The organism is Pseudomonas sp. No.21 (assembly GCF_054558415.1).
This window is the reverse complement of the sequence record NZ_BAAJNO010000005.1, coordinates 170,326-187,804: the sequence shown is the minus strand read 5'-3', so window position 1 is coordinate 187,804 and position 17,479 is coordinate 170,326. Positions and strand designations below refer to the sequence as shown.

Here is a 17,479-nt window from a genome sequence, read left to right as displayed (position 1 = left end):
CCAGAGGCGAATGCCTGATGGCATTTTGATGCTGAAATGCCGGGGAGCGGTGGGTTGTCGCATGACAGGAGCCCGGCACATTGCATGCCGGGCTCGGTTTCTTACGCCTTCAGCGTCTTCACGCCTTCGGCTGTGCCAAGCAGCAGCAGGTCGGCGGGGCGGGCGGCGAAGAGGCCGTTGGTGACCACGCCGACGATGGCGTTGATCTGCGCTTCCAGGGTCACCGGGTCGGTGATCGAGAGGTTGTACACATCGAGGATGATGTTGCCGTTATCGGTGACCACGCCTTCGCGGTAGACCGGATCGCCGCCCAGCTTCACCAGCTGGCGTGCCACGTGGCTGCGGGCCATGGGGATGACTTCCACCGGCAGGGGGAAGGCGCCGAGCACCGGCACCAGCTTGCTGCCGTCGGCGATGCAGATGAAGGTGCGCGCCACGGCGGCGACGATCTTCTCGCGGGTCAGGGCGGCGCCGCCGCCCTTGATCAGGTTCAGGTGCGCGTCGCTCTCGTCGGCGCCGTCCACGTAGAACTCCAGGGCGTCCACGGCGTTCAGGTCGTAGACCGGGATGCCGTGGCCCTTCAGGCGCTGGGCGGTGGCTTCGGAGCTGGCGACCGCGCCGTCGAAGGCCATCTTGTGCTGAGCCAGGGCGTCGATGAAGAAGTTGGCGGTCGATCCGGTGCCGACGCCGACGACGCTCTTGCTGTCGAGCAGCGGGAGGATATGGTCGACTGCGGCCTGGGCGACTGCCTGCTTGAGCTGGTCCTGGGTCATGCTGGTGGTCCACGTTGTGAAGGGAATGCGAGGGCGCGGATTATAGCCGGTCGGCGCGGCAAAACCCCGCATTCTCTGTGGTCGGGCGACGAAGCCCTGGGGTAGACTCGCCCATCCCCGCATGCCCCGCCAGTGAAGCCGTGATGCTCGAAGACTACGTGAAGAAGACCCTCACCTCGCGCGTTTATGACGTGGCGGTGGAAACCCCCCTGCAACCCGCGCTGCGCCTGTCCGAACGCCTCGGCAACCAGGTGCTGCTCAAGCGCGAGGACCTGCAGCCGGTGTTCTCCTTCAAGATTCGCGGCGCCTACAACAAACTGGCGCAGCTCAGCGCCGAGGAGCTGGCCCGTGGCGTGGTCACCGCCTCGGCCGGCAACCACGCCCAGGGCCTGGCCCTGGCGGCCCGCGAGCTGGGCATCAAGGCGACCATCGTGATGCCGCGCACCACCCCCGAGCTCAAGGTCCAGGGCGTGCGTGCCCGGGGCGGCAAGGTGGTGCTGCACGGCGATGCCTTCCCCGAGGCGCTGGCCTATTCGCTGAAGCTGGTGGACGAGAAGGGCTACGTCTACATCCACCCCTACGACGACCCGCACGTGATCGCCGGGCAGGGCACCGTGGCGATGGAGATCCTTCGCCAGCACCCCGGCCGCCTGGATGCCATCTTCGTGCCGGTGGGCGGCGGCGGCCTGATCGCCGGCATCGCCGCCTACGTGAAGTACCTGCGCCCCGAGGTGAAGGTGATCGGCGTCGAGCCGGACGACTCCAACTGCCTGCAGGCCGCCATGGCTGCCGGCGAACGCGTGGTGCTGGGCCAGGTCGGGCTGTTCGCCGATGGCGTGGCCGTGGCGCAGATCGGCCAGCACACCTTCGAGATCTGCCGCGAGCACGTGGACGAGGTGATCACCGTCAGCACCGACGAGATCTGCGCGGCGATCAAGGACATCTACGACGACACCCGCTCCATCACCGAGCCGGCCGGCGCCCTGGCCGTGGCCGGGATCAAGAAGTACGTGGAGCGCGAAGGCGGCACGGGGCAGACCCTGGTGGCCATCGACTCGGGCGCCAACATCAACTTCGACCGCCTGCGCCACGTGGCCGAGCGCGCCGAACTGGGCGAGAAGCGCGAGGCGATCATCGCCGTGACCATCCCCGAGCGCCCGGGCAGCTTCAAGGCCTTCTGCGAGGCCATCGGCAAGCGCCAGATCACCGAGTTCAACTACCGCTACAACACCGAGGCCGAGGCGCACATCTTCGTCGGCGTGCAGACCCACCCGGAGAACGACCCGCGCGAGGTGCTGGTGCAGAGCCTGCGTGACCAGGGCTTCCCGGTGCTGGACCTGACCGACAACGAACTGGCCAAGCTGCACATCCGCCACATGGTCGGCGGCCATGCGGCGCGGGTGGAGGACGAGTCGGTCTTCCGCTTCGAATTCCCCGAGCGTCCCGGCGCGCTGTTCAACTTCCTCAACAAGCTGGGCGGGCGCTGGAACATCACCCTGTTCCACTACCGCAACCACGGCGCCGCCGACGGCCGCGTGGTGGCCGGGCTGCAGGTGCCGGCGGACGAGCGCCACCTGATTCCCGCGGCGCTGGAAGAGATCGGCTACCCCTATTGGGACGAGAGCGACAACCCGGCCTACCGGCTGTTCCTCGGCTGAGGGCGGCGGCCATCTACACTTTGCTCGTCGCCCGGATGGAGTGAATGACAATGGATGACTACCTGATGCTGCAGATACTGCACGGCGTGCTGACCTTCCTGCTGTTCGCCGTCGCCGGCGGCCTGCTGTGGGGCGTGCTGCGAGCTTGGCACGGCGGCCTGGGGGGCTGGGCACCGAACCTGCGCCAGTCCGTGCTGTTCGGCGTACCGGCGTTGCTGGCCCTGGGCGTGGCCCTGCCGATCACCGGCTGGTGGCTGCTGGCCCTGGCCGAGATTCCCTTCGGCCTGACCTGGGTGCTGGGCAGCTCCATCCTCTACCTGCTGGCCGGCATCGCCTGGCTGGCCTTCACCCGGCGCCTGCTGGTGCTGCACGCCGGTGACGCGCCGAGTGCCGCCCCGCGCAGCCGTTTCCTCGGCTTCAGCCTGGGTTACGGCGCGGCCGGCTTCCTGTTGCTGCTGGCGATCCTCGTGCTGACCCTGGCCAAGCCGGCCTGAGCTTGGCCAGGCGCATCCTGCTGGTCGGTGCCAGCGGCTTCATCGGTCGTCATCTTCTGCGAGCCCTGTCTGCCGACGGCCACAGCCTGGTCGCCACCTCCCGCTCGGGCACTGGGCCGCAGTGGCCCGGCGTCGTCTGGCAGCCGCTGGACCTGGAGCATCTGGCCGAGAACCCCGAGCACTTTCCCTGGCCCGATGGCATCGACCTGGTGATCAACGCTGCCGGCGCGCTGGACCGCGACCTGGCGCGCCAAACCCGTATTCAGGCCGACGGCGCCTGCGCCCTGTTCGATCTTGCCGCCCGTCATGGCGCGGCGGTGCTGCAGCTTTCCGCCCTCGGGGCCGGGGATTGCGAGGTGCCCTTCCTCGCCAGCAAGGCACGGGCGGACGCTCACCTGCTGGCCCTGGGCAGTCCCGCCGTGGTGCTGCGACCCTCCCTGGTGCTGGGCGAAGGCGGGGCCAGCAGCGCCTGGTTGGAGCGACTCGCGCCCCTGCCGCTGGCGCCCCTGCTGGACACTCGCGCGCGAAGCATGCCGCTGCATGTGGACGACCTGGTCGGTGCGGTGCTGGCGTTGCTGCGGCGCTGGCCGGAACAGCCGCAGGTGCTGGAGCTGGTCGGGCCCGAGGCGCTGACCCAGGGCGAGTTGCTCGACCGCCTGCGCGCGGGCCTGGGCTGGGGCCCGGCGCGCTACCTCCAGCTACCGGGAGCGCTGGCGGGCGTCGCCGCGCGCCTGCACCTGCTCGATCCGCAATTGCTGGAGCTGGCACAGCGGGACAACCTGGGCGACGCCGCGCCGCTGGAGCGGCTCGGCGGCTATCGCCCGGCGCGGCTCGACCAGCGCCTGGATTCGACCTGGCCGCAGAAGGCCCGTGCCGTGAACGGCTGGCTGCACCCCTCGATGATCATCGTCCTGGCCTTGATCTGGCTGGGCACCGCGCTGGTCTGCCTCGGCCCCGGTTTCGACTGGGGGCTGAGGATCATGGCGGAAATGGGCGTGCACGGCCTGCTGGCCAAGCTGGCAGTGGTCGGGGGCGCGCTGCTGGATGGGCTGCTGGGCATCGGCATGCTGCTGCGTCGCTGGCGCCGCCACGCGCTGCTCGCGCAGCTCGGCCTGATGCTGGCCTATACGGCGCTGATCAGCCTGCTGCTTCCGCACTACTGGGCCGACCCTTATGCTGCGGTCGGCAAGAACCTCGTGCTCATGGTCGCCACCCTCTGGGTGCTGTGGCTGGAGCCCTCGCAACGGAAAACCGGATGAGCCTGTACCTGCTGCTGAAGACCCTGCACATCATGTCCTCGACCCTGCTGTTCGGCACCGGGCTGGGCTCGGCCTACTACGCCCTGCGCGCCTGGCGCAGCCAGCGGCTGGAAGTGATCGCCGTGACCTTCCGCCACCTGGTCACCGCCGACTGGCTGTTCATCGCGACCACTGCGGTGTTCCAGCCGCTGAGCGGCCTGGCCCTGGCCAAGCTGGCGGGCTGGCCGCTGAACCAGGTGTGGCTGCTGTGGAGCGTGGGGTTGTACGTGTTCGCCGGGCTCTGCTGGCTGCCGGTGGTGTGGCTGCAGATCCGCGTGCGCGACATGGCGCGCGATGCGCTGGCCGGGGGCCAGGAGCTGCCGGCCAGGGCCCACCTTTATATGAAGGTCTGGTTCGCCCTGGGCTGGCCGGCCTTCATCGCCTTCGTCGGCATCTTCTTCCTGATGGTGATCAAGCCGCTCTCGTTCTGAGGCGGCTCAGCGCAGGGAAATCACCGGCCAGCCGCGACGCTCGGCCTCGGCGCGCAGCTTGGGGTCGGGGTCGACCGCCACCGGGCGGGTCACCCGCTCTAGCAGCGGCAGGTCGTTGAGCGAGTCGCTGTAGAAGCTGGCGCCTTCCAGGCTCAGGCCGGTCTCGGCGAGCCAGCGCTCGAGGCGGGTCACCTTGCCTTCGCGGAAGCAGGGCACGTCGGTGGTGCGCCCGGTGTAGCGGCCGTCCGCCATCTCGCATTCGGTGGCCAGCAGGGTCTCCACCCCCAGGCGCGCGGCGATGGGGCCGGTGACGAAGCGATTGGTGGCGGTGATGATCACCAGCTTGTCGCCTGCCGCACGGTGCTCGGCCAGCAATGCCTCGCCCTTGGCCAGGATGATCGGCTCGACGCAGTCACGCATGAACTCGCGGTGCCACTGCTCCAGCTGGGCCATCTCGGTGCGGCCGAGGATCTCCAGGCTGAAGTTCAGGTAGTCGGTGATGTTCAGGCGGCCGGCCAGGTAGTCCTGGTAGAACGCGTCGTTGCGGGACTTGTAGGCATCGCCGTCGAGGATGCCGCGTTCGCACAGGTAGTCGCCCCAGGCGTGGTCGCTGTCGCCGCCGAGGAGGGTGTTGTCGAGATCGAAAAGGGCCAGGCGCACGTCAATTACCTTGGATCGAAACTACGGAGGGCGGCCAGAATAACCACTTTTCCCCGGCCTGCCCATTGCGCGAAAAGCCCGCATTGCCGCGTTTACGGGCTTTGTGGAACAATGCCGGAACATGCGTATGCGAGGTTGTTCGTCGTGATCGATCCCGATGGTTTCCGCCCCAATGTCGGCATCATTCTCGCCAATGATGCCGGGCAGGTGCTTTGGGCTCGGCGTATCAACCAGGATGCCTGGCAGTTCCCCCAGGGCGGCATCAACCCCCGCGAGACGCCGGAAGAGGCGCTGTTCCGCGAGCTGAACGAGGAAGTCGGGCTCGAGGAGCGGGATGTGAAAATACTTGCATGCACCCGGGGCTGGTTGCGCTATCGTCTGCCGCAGCGTCTGGTGCGGACCCACAGCCAACCCCTGTGCATCGGGCAGAAACAGAAATGGTTCCTGCTGCGCCTGCAGTCGGATGAGAACCGGGTACGCATGGACCTGACCGGCAAACCCGAGTTCGATGGCTGGCGTTGGGTCAGCTACTGGTATCCGCTGGGGCAGGTCGTGACCTTCAAGCGAGAAGTCTACCGCCGTGCCCTCAAGGAATTAGCCCCGCGCCTGCTGGCGCAAGACTGACCCGGAGAAAGGCTACAAGGCCATGCTCAATACGCTGCGCAAGATCGTCCAGGAAGTGAACGCCGCCAAGGATCTGAAGGCGGCGTTGGCGATCATCGTGCTGCGGGTCAAGGAGGCCATGGGTAGCCAGGTCTGTTCCGTCTACCTGCTGGACCCCGAATCCAACCGTTTCGTGCTGATGGCCACCGAGGGCCTGAACAAGCGCTCCATCGGCAAGGTCAGCATGGCCCCCAACGAGGGCCTGGTCGGCCTGGTCGGCACCCGCGAGGAGCCGCTCAACCTCGAGCACGCCGCCGACCACCCCCGCTACCGCTACTTCGCCGAGACCGGCGAGGAACGCTATGCCTCCTTCCTCGGCGCGCCGATCATCCACCACCGGCGGGTGATGGGCGTACTGGTCGTGCAGCAGAAGGAGCGCCGCCAGTTCGACGAGGGCGAGGAAGCCTTCCTCGTCACCATGAGCGCCCAGCTCGCGGGCGTCATCGCCCATGCCGAGGCCACCGGCTCGATCCGTGGCCTGGGCCGCCAGGGCAAGGGCATCCAGGAAGCCAAGTTCGTCGGTGTGCCGGGCGCGCCGGGCGCTGCCGTGGGCACTGCCGTGGTGGTGCTGCCGCCGGCCGACCTGGAAGTGGTGCCCGACCGCGCCGTCGATGACATCGAGGCCGAGGTCGAGCGCTTCAAGCAGGCCCTGGAGTCGGTGCGCGAGGACATGCGTCGCCTGTCGAGCAAGCTGGCCACCCAGCTGCGCCCCGAGGAGCGGGCGCTGTTCGACGTCTACCTGATGATGCTCGACGACGCTTCCATCGGCCTGGAAGTGAAGAAGGTCATCCGCTCCGGCCAGTGGGCCCAGGGTGCCCTGCGCCAGGTGGTGATGGAGCACGTCAAGCGCTTCGAGCTGATGGACGACGCCTACCTGCGCGAGCGCGCCTCCGACGTCAAGGACCTCGGTCGCCGCCTGCTCGCCTACCTGCAGGAAGAACGCAAGCAGAACCTGGTGTACCAGGACAACACCATCCTGGTCAGCGAGGAGCTGTCCCCGGCCATGCTGGGCGAAGTGCCCGAAGGCAAGCTGGTGGGCCTGATCTCCGTGCTCGGCTCCGGCAACTCCCACGTCGCCATCCTCGCCCGCGCCATGGGTATTCCCACGGTCATGGGCGTGGTCGACCTGCCTTACTCGAAGGTCGATGGCATCGAGCTGATCGTCGACGGCTACCACGGCGAAGTCTTCACCAACCCCTCCGCCGAGCTGCGCAAGCAGTACAGCGAAGTGGTCGAGGAGGAGCGCCAGCTGGTCAAGGGCCTCGACGCCCTGCGCAGCCTGCCGTGCGAGACCCTCGACGGCCACCGCATGCCGCTGTGGGTGAACACCGGCCTGCTGGCCGACGTGACCCGTGCCCAGGAGCGCGGCGCCGAAGGCGTCGGCCTGTACCGCACCGAAGTGCCGTTCATGATCAACGAGCGCTTCCCCAGCGAGAAGGAGCAGCTCGCCATCTACCGCGAGCAGCTCGCCGCCTTCCACCCGCTGCCGGTGACCATGCGCACCCTGGACATCGGTGGCGACAAGGCGCTCTCCTACTTCCCGATCAAGGAAAGCAACCCCTTCCTGGGCTGGCGCGGCATCCGCGTCACCCTCGACCACCCGGAAATCTTCCTGGTGCAGGTGCGCGCCATGCTCAAGGCCAGCGAAGGCCTGAACAACCTGCGCATCCTGCTGCCGATGATCTCCGGCGTGCAGGAGCTTGAAGAATCCCTGCACCTGATCCACCGCGCCTGGGGCGAGGTGCGCGACGAGGGCGTCGACATCCCCATGCCGCCGGTCGGCGTGATGATCGAGATCCCCGCCGCCGTGTACCAGACCCGCGAGCTGGCGCGCCAGGTCGACTTCCTCTCGGTCGGCTCCAACGACCTGACCCAGTACCTGCTGGCCGTGGATCGCAACAACCCGCGCGTCGCCGACCTCTATGACTACCTCCACCCGGCGGTGCTGCAGGCGCTGGTCAAGGTGGTCAACGACGCTCACACCGAAGGCAAGCCGGTGAGCATCTGCGGCGAGATGGCCGGTGATCCCGCCGCCGCCGTCCTGTTGCTGGCCATGGGCTTCGACAGCCTGTCGATGAACGCCACCAACCTGCCCAAGGTGAAGTGGCTGCTGCGCCAGGTCAGCCTGAGCAAGGCGCGCGAGCTCCTCGACCAGCTGATGGGCATCGACAACCCGCAGGTCATCCATAGTTCCCTGCACCTGGCCCTGCGCAACCTGGGCCTGGGCCGCGTGATCAACCCGGCCGCGACCATCCAGGCCTGAGCCCCCGCCGGCGGTCGCGTCCAGCCCAACCAGATGCCATGGGCCTGCGCTGGCATCGCCGGAAAGGTGGCTTATGGACGAGCTTGCATCCGAAGAACATCCCTACGGCACGACCCGCGAAGAAATAGAGCGGACCCTTCGCCACGCCCTGGATATCGTCAGCGACGGCATCTGGGACTGGAACATGATCACCCACCATGTGCACCGCAGCCCCGGCTGGTACGCCATGCTCGGCTTCCCCCGCGACGGCCTGCCGGAGGACGTGGACACCTGGAAGAGCGTGATCCATCCCGATGACTTCGATGGCGTGATGCGGGGCTTCCAGGCCTACCTCGATGGCCACCGCGCCGAATACGCCGAGGAGTACCGTTGCCTCTGCCAGGACGGCAGCTACCTGTGGATAAGCGATCACGGCCGTTTCGTCGAGTTCGACGACCAGGGCCGGCCGACGCGGATGATCGGCGCCCATCGCAACATCCACGAGCGCAAGCGTGCCGAGCTGGCGCTGCAGCAGCGCAACGAGGAGCTGCAGCGCATCAACCGTGATCTCGAGGCCCTGATCGAGCTGCGCACCGAAGCCCTGGCCGAGGCCAATCGTGCGCTCGCGGACCAGGTCAGGGCCGCGGTGCAACTGGCCGAGACCGATCCGCTCACCTCGGTGTTCAACCGTCGCAAGTTCCAGGCCTGCCTGGAGCACGAGTGGCAGCGCTTCGTGCGCCATGGTCACCCCACCGGCCTGCTGATGTTCGACCTCGACCACTTCAAGCGCGTCAACGACAGCCTGGGCCATGCCGTCGGCGACCAGGTGCTGGTGGCGGTGACCGCCTGCCTGGGCGCGGTGCTGCGCGAAGAGGATTGCCTGGCCCGCTGGGGCGGCGAGGAATTCATCGTGCTGTTGCCGGACACCGGCCCCGACGCCCTGTTGCTGCTGGCCCAGCGGCTGCACGCACGGGTGCCGGAAGCCTGCCCGCAGCTGCCCTGGCGGCTCACGGCCAGTTTCGCGGTGGCCGGCATGCAGCCGGGGGAGAGCGTCGAGGCGCTGTTGCGGCGCCTCGACGAAGGGCTCTACCGCGCCAAGGAACGGCGCGACTGCATCGAGCGCTGCTAGAGCTGAAGCGCCACATCCCCCAGGTGCCCGCCGTGGGGTCCGTAGCTGCGCTCCACCAGCTCGCGGCGCCCATCGGCATGGACGATCAGCGCGGTGCTGGCGCGGGTGCCGTAGGTGCGGGTGGCGATGAACACCGGTGAAAGCATGCGCTCGGTGTTCAGGCCCACGCCGGTGTCGGGGAGGATCGCGTCCGGCGCTGCCTCGGGGTCGTGCATCAGGTTGAGCAGGGTGTCGGTGTTGACCTGCTCCAGGCATTCGGCGAGCGCCGCCTTGGCGCGCTCGACCTTCGGCCACGGCGTATCCAGGTCGGCGTTGGACAGCCCATAGATGCCGGCGGCCAGTTTCCTCGGGCCGCCGCTGCGGGGGTTGAGGAAGCACAGCTCGCGGGCATCGCCCACCAGCAGGTTGAAGCCGGCGTAGTCACCGGCGCGGCGCTGGGCGTCGGCGAGGAACTCGCCCGGGCCCATCCTGCCGCTGAGGAACTGCACGCACAGCTCGCCACGGGAACGGCCCACCGGGGGCAGGCGCGGGTCGCGGATATTGGTCAGCGCGGCGAAGCGGCCATCCGGGCCGAGGCCCAGCCAGGTCCCCCCGGCTTCGAGGTCGCGTCCTGCATACAGCCCCGGCGCGTCTTTCCATGCGGCCAGTGGCTGGGTGGGGCGGGCGTAGAACTCATCACGGTTTGCGGCGAGCACCAGGGGAGTCTGGTGACCCGGTCGCCAGGCGAATGCGATCAGGCACATCTGGAGTGGTCTCCTTGTTTGTCGGCGAGTCTAGCAGCCCGCTGCAGGACATCCATCGTCCCGATTGGAGCGCGACGCGGGCTTCCGTTACCATGCCGCTTTGCTCTCGGGGGTGTCGATGGAATTCCTGCTGTACCTGGTACTCGGCGCCTGCGCCGGTGTGCTCGCGGGGCTGTTCGGCGTCGGTGGCGGCATGATCATCGTGCCGGTTCTGGTGCTCAGCTTCACCGCCCAGGGATTCGACCCCAGCGTCCTCACCCACCTCGCCGTGGGCACCTCCCTGGCGACCATCATCTTCACGTCGGTCAACGCCGTACGCGAGCACCATCGCAAGGGCGCCGTGCGCTGGCCCATCTTCGCCTGGATGACCCTCGGCATCCTCCTCGGCGCCGCGCTGGGTTCGCTCACCGCCAAGGCGATCCAGGGCCCCATGCTGCAGAAGATCATCGGCTGCTTCGCCATCCTGGTTTCCATCCAGATGGCCCTGGACCTGAGGCCCAGGGCCAGCCGCGAGGTGCCTGGCAGACCCGGGCTGACCGGCGCCGGCGTCTTCATCGGCTGGGCCTCGGCGATCTTCGGCATCGGCGGTGGCTCGCTGACCGTGCCCTTCCTCACCTGGCGCAGCGTGCCCATGCAGCAGGCGGTGGCGACCTCCTCCGCCTGCGGGCTGCCCATCGCCCTGGCCAGCGCCCTGTCGTTCATGGTGCTGGGCTGGAACGAGCCGCACCTGCCGCCGTGGAGCCTCGGCTTCGTCTATCTCCCCGCGCTGGCCGGCATTGCGCTGACCAGCATGTTCTTCGCCCGCTTCGGCGCGCGCCTGGCCCATCGCCTGTCGCCGCGTCTGCTCAAGCGCCTGTTCGCCCTGCTGCTGCTCTCGGTCGGGCTGAGTTTTCTGATCTAAGGAGTCGTGATGCTGGCTTATCCCCAGATCGATCCGGTGGCCCTGAGCCTCGGACCCCTGAAAATCCACTGGTACGGGTTGATGTACCTGATCGGCATCGGCGGTGCCTGGTGGCTGGCCTCGCGCCGGCTCAAGGCCTTCGACCCGACCTGGACCCGCGAGAAGCTCTCCGACCTGGTGTTCTGGGTCGCCCTCGGCGTGATCGCCGGCGGGCGCCTGGGCTACGTGCTGTTCTACGACCTGCCGGCCTACCTCGCCAACCCGCTGCTGATCCTCGAGGTGTGGAAGGGCGGCATGTCGTTCCACGGCGGCCTGATCGGCGTGATGCTGGCGACCCTGTGGTTCGGCCGGCGCAACGGCAAGAGCTTCTTCCAGCTGATGGACTTCATCGCCCCGCTGGTGCCGATCGGCCTGGGCGCCGGGCGCATCGGCAACTTCATCAACTCCGAGCTCTGGGGCAAGGTCACCGACGTGCCCTGGGCGATGATCTTCCCCAACGGCGGCCCGCTGCCGCGCCACCCGTCGCAGCTGTACCAGTTCGCCCTGGAGGGCGTGGCGCTGTTCGCCATCCTCTGGTTCTACTCGCGCAAGCCGCGCCCGACCATGGCCGTGTCCGGCATGTTCGCGCTGTGCTACGGCATCTTCCGCTTCATCGTCGAGTTCGTCCGCGTGCCGGACGCCCAGCTCGGCTACCTCGCCTTCGGCTGGCTGACCATGGGCCAGGTCCTCTGCGTGCCGATGATCCTCGGCGGCATCGGCCTGATCGTCTGGGCCTACCGCCGCCAGCCCGTCCAAGGAGTCGCTTCGTGAAACAGTACCTCGACCTCATGCGCCTGGTGCGCGAGACCGGCACCTTCAAGAGTGACCGCACCGGGACCGGCACCTACAGCGTCTTCGGCCACCAGATGCGCTTCGACCTGGCCGACGGCTTCCCCCTGGTGACCACCAAGAAGTGCCACCTGAAGTCCATCATCCACGAGCTGCTGTGGTTCCTCCAGGGCGACACCAACATCCGCTACCTGAAGGAAAACGGCGTCTCCATCTGGGACGAATGGGCCGACGAGAATGGCGACCTGGGCCCGGTCTACGGCTACCAGTGGCGCAGCTGGCCGGCGCCCAACGGCGAGTCGATCGACCAGATCACCAAGCTGATCGAGATGATCCGCAAGAACCCGGATTCGCGCCGCCTGATCGTCTCCGCCTGGAACCCGGCCCTGGTGGACCAGATGGCCCTGCCGCCCTGCCACGCTCTGTTCCAGTTCTACGTGGCCGACGGCAAGCTCAGCTGCCAGCTGTACCAGCGCTCGGCGGACATCTTCCTGGGCGTGCCCTTCAACATCGCCAGCTACGCCCTGCTGACGCTGATGGTGGCGCAGGTCTGCGGCCTGAGGCCCGGCGACTTCGTCTGGACCGGCGGTGACTGCCACCTCTACGCCAACCACATCGAGCAGGCCGACCTGCAGCTCACCCGCGAGCCGCTGCCCCTGCCGACCATGAAGCTCAACCCCGAGGTGAAGGACCTGCTGGCCTTCAAGTTCGAGGACTTCGAGCTGGTGGGCTACCAGGCGCACCCGCACATCAAGGCACCGGTCGCGGTCTGACCCGCTCCGGCTCCCACAGGCGCGGCCCCAGGAATCCACCTGTGGGCGCCTGCCGGGTGGGGGCGAATTCATTCGCGAATCTGCCCCGATCCCCGGGCTGAAGCCCGGGCTACGCGCTGCGTGGCGACCGCTTTCGTAGGATGGGTAGAGCTACGCGAAACCCATCACGCGGAGCCTCAGGCATTCTTCGCCGTGCCTGCCCAAATCACCCCAACTCCGCCGCCAGCGCCTTAACCTGCTCCTGCCGCTCCGCCTGCTCCAACTCCGCGCCGGGGTTGAGCGACGACCATTCCGGGTGCGCCCGCGCCTTGCCTAATGCCGGTGGCAGTTTGCCCTGGCGCCATTGCTTCTCCTCCGGCGCCGTCATGCGGATGGCGTCGATGGCGGCATGCCCCCGTGCATCCAGGGCCTGCAGCAGCTGGCGCTGGCGCAGGGCGAGCAGGCGCAGGATGGCGTCGTCCACGGTCAGCTCGCGCTGGCCACGGATCTTGCCCAGCAGGCGTTCGCCGTAGTGGCCGACGGTCTGCCAGGCGCCGCCGGCGATGGCGCCCAGGGCTGCCGCGGCGCCCAGGGTCAGGCCGCCCACCAGCAGGTCGACGCCGGCCCCGGCGGCGGCACCGGCCGCCATGCCGCTGCCCAGGCGCACGCCGAGCTGCTTGAGGGTTTCGGGGTTGAACAGGTCATCGCCCCAGCGCCCGTCAAGCAAAGGCAGGTCACCGGTGGCGGCATCTTCCGGGCGGAAGGCGTGCAGGCGCAGCAGGGCATCCACGCAGGCCTGTTCGCGGGCGCGCACCTGCTGGCGCAGGGCCTCGGTGGCCCGGGCCAGGCTGGCCTCGTCGGCCGGCACGCTGCGGCGGCAGGCGGCGACATCCAGCAGCAGTTCGGCGATCAGTCGCGCCCCGGCCCGCCGGCGCAGGCCGCGCTGGGCCTCGTGGTCCTCGATCAGCCGTTGCAGTTGCGGGCGTGCCCGTTCCAGCAGCAGGGCCAGGCTCTCGTAGAGGCGGCGCTCGCCATCCAGCGGCGGCGCCACGCTGTCGAAGCGCACCAGCGCGTGCAGGCCCAGGCGTGCCAGGGCCTCGCGCCATTCGGCCTCGCGGTGGTCGTTGACCGCGACGAAGTTCAGCACCGGCAGCAGCGGCCGGCCGCACATGGCCAGCACCGCCAGCTCGTCGCGGTACTTGGCCAGCACCGGCTCGCGGGCGTCGATCACATAGAGGCCGGCATCGGAGGCCAGCAACTGGCGCAGCACCTTGGCCTCCTGCTCGAAGCGCTGGCGCGCCTCGCTGCCGTCGAGAAAGCGCGCCAGCCGTGCCGGGCCGTCCAGGCGCTCGCCGGGGCGTTCGAGGCGCTCCAGGTAGTCGAGCAGGGCGATGGCGTCTTCCAGGCCGGGGGTGTCGTAGAGCTCCAGCAGCGGCTGACCGTCCACCGACAGGCGCGCGCCCTCGACATGGCGGGTGGTGCTGGGGCGGTGGGACACCTCGCCAAAGCCGCGATCACGCAGCAGGGTGCGCAGCAGCGAGGTCTTGCCGACGTTGGTGTGGCCGACCACGGCCAGTTTCAGTGCGTCAGTCATGGCCCTTCTCCAGCCAGGCGAGGGGCGAGCTGTCGGCGTGTTCCAGCTCCAGGCGCGACAGGGCCTGGTGCCATTCGCCCAGGCGCAGGCTGTCCAGCGCCGCGCCCGGTGGGGCCGGCAGCAGCCAGATGCGCGTGGCGGCGGCGCAGCGCGCCAGTTCGCCGATCAGCGCCAGGGTGCCGCGGTCCGGCGAGCGGCGTGGGTCGCAGGCAATCGCCAGGCGTTGCGGCGGGAAGCGGGTGAGCTGCTCCAGCAGGCGCTGGCGCTGCTCGCGGCTGTCGAGGATGCCGGCATCGCCCACGCCGCGTGGCAGGGTCGGTGGCCAGGGACGGCTGTCGTCCAGTTCGATGGCCACCAGCAAGGCACCGCTGCCGCTGTCGGGGTGGGCCTGGGCGGCGTCGGCCGGGGCCAGGCCGGGGTCGGCGTCCAGCACGCCGAGGCGTTCGCTGGCCGGTTGCAGGCGCTCGCGCAGCAGGCCGTAGCCGGGCAGGGCGAGGTCCAGGTCGAGCCGTTCGCGGCCGCTGCGCCAGCGCCACAGGCACAGCGCCGTCAGCAGCAGGCGCGGCAGCAGACCGTAGACCAGGGTCACCCCCAGCAGCCAGCCGGACCAGGCCTGGCGCGCATCGGCGGCGGCCACTACGTCGCTGCTGGCGCGGATGGTGTCGGCGTCCGGCAGGGCGAAGCCGAGCAGGGCGGGCAGGGCGCCCAGGGCCTGGGTCAGGGCGACGAAGGTGTCGCTGCCGAGGATGGTGGTTTCCCAGACGAAGCCGTAGCGCCGGGTGGCCAGCAGCGCCAGCAGGTACAGCAGCGCGGTGCCCAGGCTGAGGCTCCAGAGCCCGTTGACCAGTGCGCCCAGGCCCCAGCGGGCGAGGCGGCGGCGTTGCAGCAGCACCAGCAGCGCCGGGCCCAGCTGCGCGGCGGCGGCGTCCCGGGCGAGCTTGCCGCTGAGCCACCACCAGAGGCGGCCGAGGACGCTGGCGTGGCCACCGAAGGCCAGGCCCAGCAGCCAGCCGAGCAGCATCAGCAGGTGCAGGCCGAGCAGGCTGCCCAGGGCCCAGAACACGTTGACCGGGCGCTGGCCGTCGCCCAGGGCGGCTACCGCCAGCGTGGCGCCGGTGGCCAGGGCCACCAGCAACAGCGCGGCGAATGCCAGGCGCGCACCCTGCAACCAGTGCAGCAGGGCGGCCAGTTGGCCGTCGCGTTCGGCGAGCCACAGGGCACGGGTCTGGATGCGCTGCGGGAGGTCACCGCCAGCGGCATTGGCGCGGCGGTTGGCTTCGCCGTCTTCCAGCGGGCCGGCGTGTTCTTCGCGCAGGCGCACGGCTTCGGTCAGCCAGAGGCGCTGCAGGGGAGTGAGGTTCGGCGGCGGGCTCTCGGTCACGCGGGTTCTCTTCCGGTGGGACGAGGCAGAAGCATAACCGCTGAACGGCGGGAAGGTGGAACCCCGGCCGTCTGGGCCGGGGTGTCGCGGCGTGCGGGTCAGTGGGCGGCCCGCTGCTCCCTGACGCGCACGGCGATGTCCGGCTGGTCGATGAACAGGCCGTCGATGCCGGCGTCGAGGAAGGCGTTGATCTCCGCCTCGATGTCGCCGCGCACCTGCGGGTCGGCACCGTTGCGCAGGTTGGTGGGGAGGAAGGCGTTCTCCGCGCGGAAGGTGTAGGGGTGCACCTTGAGCCCGGCGGCGTGGGCGTCGGCGACGAAGCGGGTGGGCTGGCCCAGGTTGCCGGCGGCATCGCGGGGGATGATGTAGGCCTTGTCCGGGCCGACGCCGGCGGCATAGCGGGCGACGGCCTTGAGGCCGGCGGCGCTGGCCATCTTCGCGTAGGTCAGGCCGGTGTCCAGCACCTGCTGGTCATAGGGCTGGCCGGCGCCGTAGAGCTGGATCAGGCGGATGCTGCTCTGCCGGGCGATGCGCTGCAGGTTGTCCACTTCGAAGGACTGGATGTACACCGCCGAGCGGCGGTCGGTGTAGCCGTTGCGCTGCAGGGTGCGCAGCAGCGGCTTCTCCATGGCCAGGCCGAGCTGCTGGAAATGGGTGGGGTGCTTGGTCTCGATGTACAGGCCGATGCGCCGCTGCTGGCTGAGCTGCAGGCTCTTCACCAGGTCGATGATCTCCTGCAGCGTGGGGATCTCGAAGGCGCCGTCCAGCCGCGCATTGCCCGGGCGCACCAGGGGGATGCGCTCGATGGTCTTGAGGGTCTTCAGCTCGGCCAGGGTGAAATCCTCGCTGAACCAGCCGGTGAGCGCCACGCCGTCGATGTTCTGGGTGCGCTTGCGGTCGGCGAACTCGGGGTGCTTGCCGACATCGGTGGTCAGCCCCAGCTCGTTGTCATGGCGAGCCACCAGTTGGCCGTCGCGGGTCATCACCAGGTCCGGCTCGACGAAGTCGGCGCCTTGCAAGGCGGCCAGGGCGTAGGAGGCCAGGGTGTGTTCCGGCACGTAGCCGCTGGCGCCGCGATGGCCGACCACCAGCGGCTTGCCCTCGCCCTGGGCATGGCCCTTGGCGGCGCGGGGCTGCTGGGCGGCCCAGTCGATGGCCGATTGCACCGGGTCCGGTGCGGCGAATGAACAGAGGGGCAACGTCAGGCTGCAGACCGCCAGCCAATGCCGCAGGGGGGAAATGGATGCCATGGGGCGTCTCCTTGCGGTAGGGGAAGCGCAAGCCTGCCGCAGGATAGATGACGGTTTATGGTGCGCCGCGCGGCAAGTGTTGCGAGGCGTGACCGGCCCGACGGACAGAAAGAAAGGCCGGCTGGCCTGGCCGCTTCGCTCTGGTATTCTCGCCGCCATGAAAAAGACCCTGCCCCTCGCCCTCATCGCCGCCCTCGCGCAGAATCGCGTGATCGGCCGTGACAACCAACTGCCCTGGCACCTGCCGGCTGACCTCAAGCACTTCAAGGCCCTGACCCTGGGCAAGCCCATCATCATGGGCCGCAAGACCTGGGATTCCCTGGGTCGCCCGCTGCCGGGGCGCCTCAACCTGGTGGTCAGCCGCCAGGCCGGCCTGCAGTTGGAAGGCGCCGAGGTGTTCGCCAGCCTGGAAGAGGCCGTGGTGCGCGCCGAAGCCTGGGCCCGTGAGGAGGATGCCGAGGAAGTGATGCTGATCGGCGGTGCCCAGCTCTATACCCAGGGCCTGGCGCACGGCGACCGCCTCTACCTGACCCGCGTCGAGCTGGCTCCGGAAGGCGACGCCTTCTTCCCCGAAGTACCGGATGCCGATTGGCACCTGGCCTCCAGCATCGAGCACGAGGCCAGCGACACCACGCCCGCCTATGCCTTCCAGGTGTGGGAGCGGCGCTGAGCCGGCTGCAAC

The 17,479-nt window shown here is 69.0% G+C and carries 17 protein-coding genes; 11 read left to right on the top strand and 6 right to left on the bottom strand.

The genetic code is table 11. The annotated features are described in order from the left end of the window. Window positions 1-101: 101 nt before the first annotated feature. Complete coding sequence (gene rpiA, locus ACYJSS_RS11730) at window positions 102-773, bottom strand: ribose-5-phosphate isomerase RpiA (protein WP_043245808.1); 672 nt, start codon at window positions 771-773, stop codon at window positions 102-104. Between the two features lie 113 nt (window positions 774-886). Between rpiA and ilvA the strand changes: the two genes are divergently transcribed. From ilvA to ACYJSS_RS11710, 4 genes are read left to right on the top strand one after another with little or no spacing between them, the layout of a single operon-like run. Further along, window positions 887-2,431 carry a threonine ammonia-lyase, biosynthetic gene (ilvA, locus tag ACYJSS_RS11725; protein WP_256604855.1) on the top strand — a complete coding sequence of 515 codons (1,545 nt, stop codon included), beginning with the start codon at window positions 887-889 and terminating at the stop codon, window positions 2,429-2,431. Between the two features lie 50 nt (window positions 2,432-2,481). Then, the gene (locus tag ACYJSS_RS11720) at window positions 2,482-2,925 is read left to right on the top strand and encodes a DUF2269 family protein (protein ID WP_158545625.1); all 444 of its coding nucleotides are present in this window, start codon (window positions 2,482-2,484) and stop codon (window positions 2,923-2,925) included. Window positions 2,926-2,927: 2 nt separating this feature from the next. Next, window positions 2,928-4,184 carry an SDR family oxidoreductase gene (locus ACYJSS_RS11715; RefSeq protein WP_111263490.1) on the top strand — a complete coding sequence of 419 codons (1,257 nt, stop codon included), beginning with the start codon at window positions 2,928-2,930 and terminating at the stop codon, window positions 4,182-4,184. Continuing rightward, on the top strand, window positions 4,181-4,654 hold the full coding sequence (locus tag ACYJSS_RS11710) for a DUF2269 family protein (protein ID WP_111263489.1): 474 nt from the start codon (window positions 4,181-4,183) through the stop codon (window positions 4,652-4,654). Before ACYJSS_RS11715 ends, ACYJSS_RS11710 begins: the two co-directional genes overlap by 4 nt. A 6-nt stretch (window positions 4,655-4,660) precedes the next feature. Here ACYJSS_RS11710 and ACYJSS_RS11705 read toward each other — a convergent pair whose 3' ends face one another. Further along, on the bottom strand, window positions 4,661-5,314 hold the full coding sequence (locus ACYJSS_RS11705) for a histidinol-phosphatase (protein ID WP_111263488.1): 654 nt from the start codon (window positions 5,312-5,314) through the stop codon (window positions 4,661-4,663). A 144-nt stretch (window positions 5,315-5,458) separates the two neighbouring features. Here ACYJSS_RS11705 and ACYJSS_RS11700 point away from each other — a divergent pair, with 144 nt between their 5' ends. The 3 genes from ACYJSS_RS11700 (at window position 5,459) to ACYJSS_RS11690 (ending at window position 9,348) form a co-directional block, all read left to right on the top strand. After that, entirely contained in the window at window positions 5,459-5,938 is a 480-nt protein-coding gene (locus ACYJSS_RS11700) for an RNA pyrophosphohydrolase (RefSeq protein WP_111263513.1), read from the top strand. A gap of 22 nt (window positions 5,939-5,960) precedes the next feature. Beyond that, on the top strand, window positions 5,961-8,240 hold the full coding sequence (gene ptsP, locus ACYJSS_RS11695; protein ID WP_111263487.1) for a phosphoenolpyruvate--protein phosphotransferase: 2,280 nt from the start codon (window positions 5,961-5,963) through the stop codon (window positions 8,238-8,240). A gap of 73 nt (window positions 8,241-8,313) precedes the next feature. Then, window positions 8,314-9,348 (top strand): sensor domain-containing diguanylate cyclase, encoded by a 1,035-nt coding sequence (locus ACYJSS_RS11690; protein WP_111263486.1) that lies wholly within the window; start codon window positions 8,314-8,316, stop codon window positions 9,346-9,348. On the opposite strand, the gene ACYJSS_RS11685 is transcribed toward ACYJSS_RS11690, so the two are convergent. After that, a complete protein-coding gene (locus ACYJSS_RS11685) occupies window positions 9,345-10,091 on the bottom strand; it encodes an NRDE family protein (RefSeq protein WP_111263485.1) in 747 nt (248 codons plus the stop codon). The genes ACYJSS_RS11690 and ACYJSS_RS11685 overlap by 4 nt on opposite strands. Before the next feature lie 118 nt (window positions 10,092-10,209). Here ACYJSS_RS11685 and ACYJSS_RS11680 point away from each other — a divergent pair, with 118 nt between their 5' ends. The 3 genes from ACYJSS_RS11680 to ACYJSS_RS11670 are packed head-to-tail and all read left to right on the top strand — an operon-like array spanning window position 10,210 to window position 12,593. Further along, a complete protein-coding gene (locus tag ACYJSS_RS11680; protein ID WP_111263512.1) occupies window positions 10,210-10,992 on the top strand; it encodes a sulfite exporter TauE/SafE family protein in 783 nt (260 codons plus the stop codon). Window positions 10,993-11,001: 9 nt separating this feature from the next. Next, on the top strand, window positions 11,002-11,802 hold the full coding sequence (gene lgt / locus ACYJSS_RS11675; protein WP_111263484.1) for a prolipoprotein diacylglyceryl transferase: 801 nt from the start codon (window positions 11,002-11,004) through the stop codon (window positions 11,800-11,802). Next, complete coding sequence (locus tag ACYJSS_RS11670; RefSeq protein WP_111263483.1) at window positions 11,799-12,593, top strand: thymidylate synthase; 795 nt, start codon at window positions 11,799-11,801, stop codon at window positions 12,591-12,593. The genes lgt and ACYJSS_RS11670 overlap by 4 nt, the downstream gene beginning before the upstream one ends. A gap of 205 nt (window positions 12,594-12,798) precedes the next feature. Here ACYJSS_RS11670 and ACYJSS_RS11665 read toward each other — a convergent pair whose 3' ends face one another. The 3 genes from ACYJSS_RS11665 to ACYJSS_RS11655 form a co-directional block, all read right to left on the bottom strand. Next, window positions 12,799-14,166: a GTPase/DUF3482 domain-containing protein gene (locus ACYJSS_RS11665; RefSeq protein WP_111263482.1), complete on the bottom strand. Its 1,368-nt coding sequence runs from the start codon at window positions 14,164-14,166 to the stop codon at window positions 12,799-12,801. Further along, complete coding sequence (locus ACYJSS_RS11660) at window positions 14,159-15,547, bottom strand: DUF2868 domain-containing protein (RefSeq protein ID WP_111263481.1); 1,389 nt, start codon at window positions 15,545-15,547, stop codon at window positions 14,159-14,161. The genes ACYJSS_RS11665 and ACYJSS_RS11660 overlap by 8 nt, the downstream gene beginning before the upstream one ends. 98 nt (window positions 15,548-15,645) lie before the next feature. Continuing rightward, a complete protein-coding gene (locus ACYJSS_RS11655; RefSeq protein WP_111263480.1) occupies window positions 15,646-16,797 on the bottom strand; it encodes a glycerophosphodiester phosphodiesterase in 1,152 nt (383 codons plus the stop codon). 157 nt (window positions 16,798-16,954) lie between these two features. On the opposite strand from ACYJSS_RS11655, the gene ACYJSS_RS11650 reads away from it, so the two are divergent. Beyond that, a complete protein-coding gene (locus tag ACYJSS_RS11650) occupies window positions 16,955-17,467 on the top strand; it encodes a dihydrofolate reductase (RefSeq protein ID WP_111263479.1) in 513 nt (170 codons plus the stop codon). The last annotated feature ends 12 nt before the right edge of the window (window positions 17,468-17,479 follow it).

Bases quoted from the DNA above. Each gene is read 5' to 3' on its own strand.
- ACYJSS_RS11665 (WP_111263482.1), bottom strand. From the start codon at position 14,166: ATGACTGACGCACTGAAACTGGCCGTGGTCGGCCACACCAACGTCGGC.
- ACYJSS_RS11720 (WP_158545625.1), top strand. From the start codon at position 2,482: ATGGATGACTACCTGATGCTGCAGATACTGCACGGCGTGCTGACCTTC.
- ACYJSS_RS11690 (WP_111263486.1), top strand. From the start codon at position 8,314: ATGGACGAGCTTGCATCCGAAGAACATCCCTACGGCACGACCCGCGAA.
- ptsP (WP_111263487.1), top strand. From the start codon at position 5,961: ATGCTCAATACGCTGCGCAAGATCGTCCAGGAAGTGAACGCCGCCAAG.
- ACYJSS_RS11685 (WP_111263485.1), bottom strand. From the start codon at position 10,091: ATGTGCCTGATCGCATTCGCCTGGCGACCGGGTCACCAGACTCCCCTG.
- lgt (WP_111263484.1), top strand. From the start codon at position 11,002: ATGCTGGCTTATCCCCAGATCGATCCGGTGGCCCTGAGCCTCGGACCC.
- ACYJSS_RS11710 (WP_111263489.1), top strand. From the start codon at position 4,181: ATGAGCCTGTACCTGCTGCTGAAGACCCTGCACATCATGTCCTCGACC.
- ACYJSS_RS11650 (WP_111263479.1), top strand. From the start codon at position 16,955: ATGAAAAAGACCCTGCCCCTCGCCCTCATCGCCGCCCTCGCGCAGAAT.
- rpiA (WP_043245808.1), bottom strand. From the start codon at position 773: ATGACCCAGGACCAGCTCAAGCAGGCAGTCGCCCAGGCCGCAGTCGAC.
- ACYJSS_RS11655 (WP_111263480.1), bottom strand. From the start codon at position 16,797: ATGGCATCCATTTCCCCCCTGCGGCATTGGCTGGCGGTCTGCAGCCTG.
- ACYJSS_RS11680 (WP_111263512.1), top strand. From the start codon at position 10,210: ATGGAATTCCTGCTGTACCTGGTACTCGGCGCCTGCGCCGGTGTGCTC.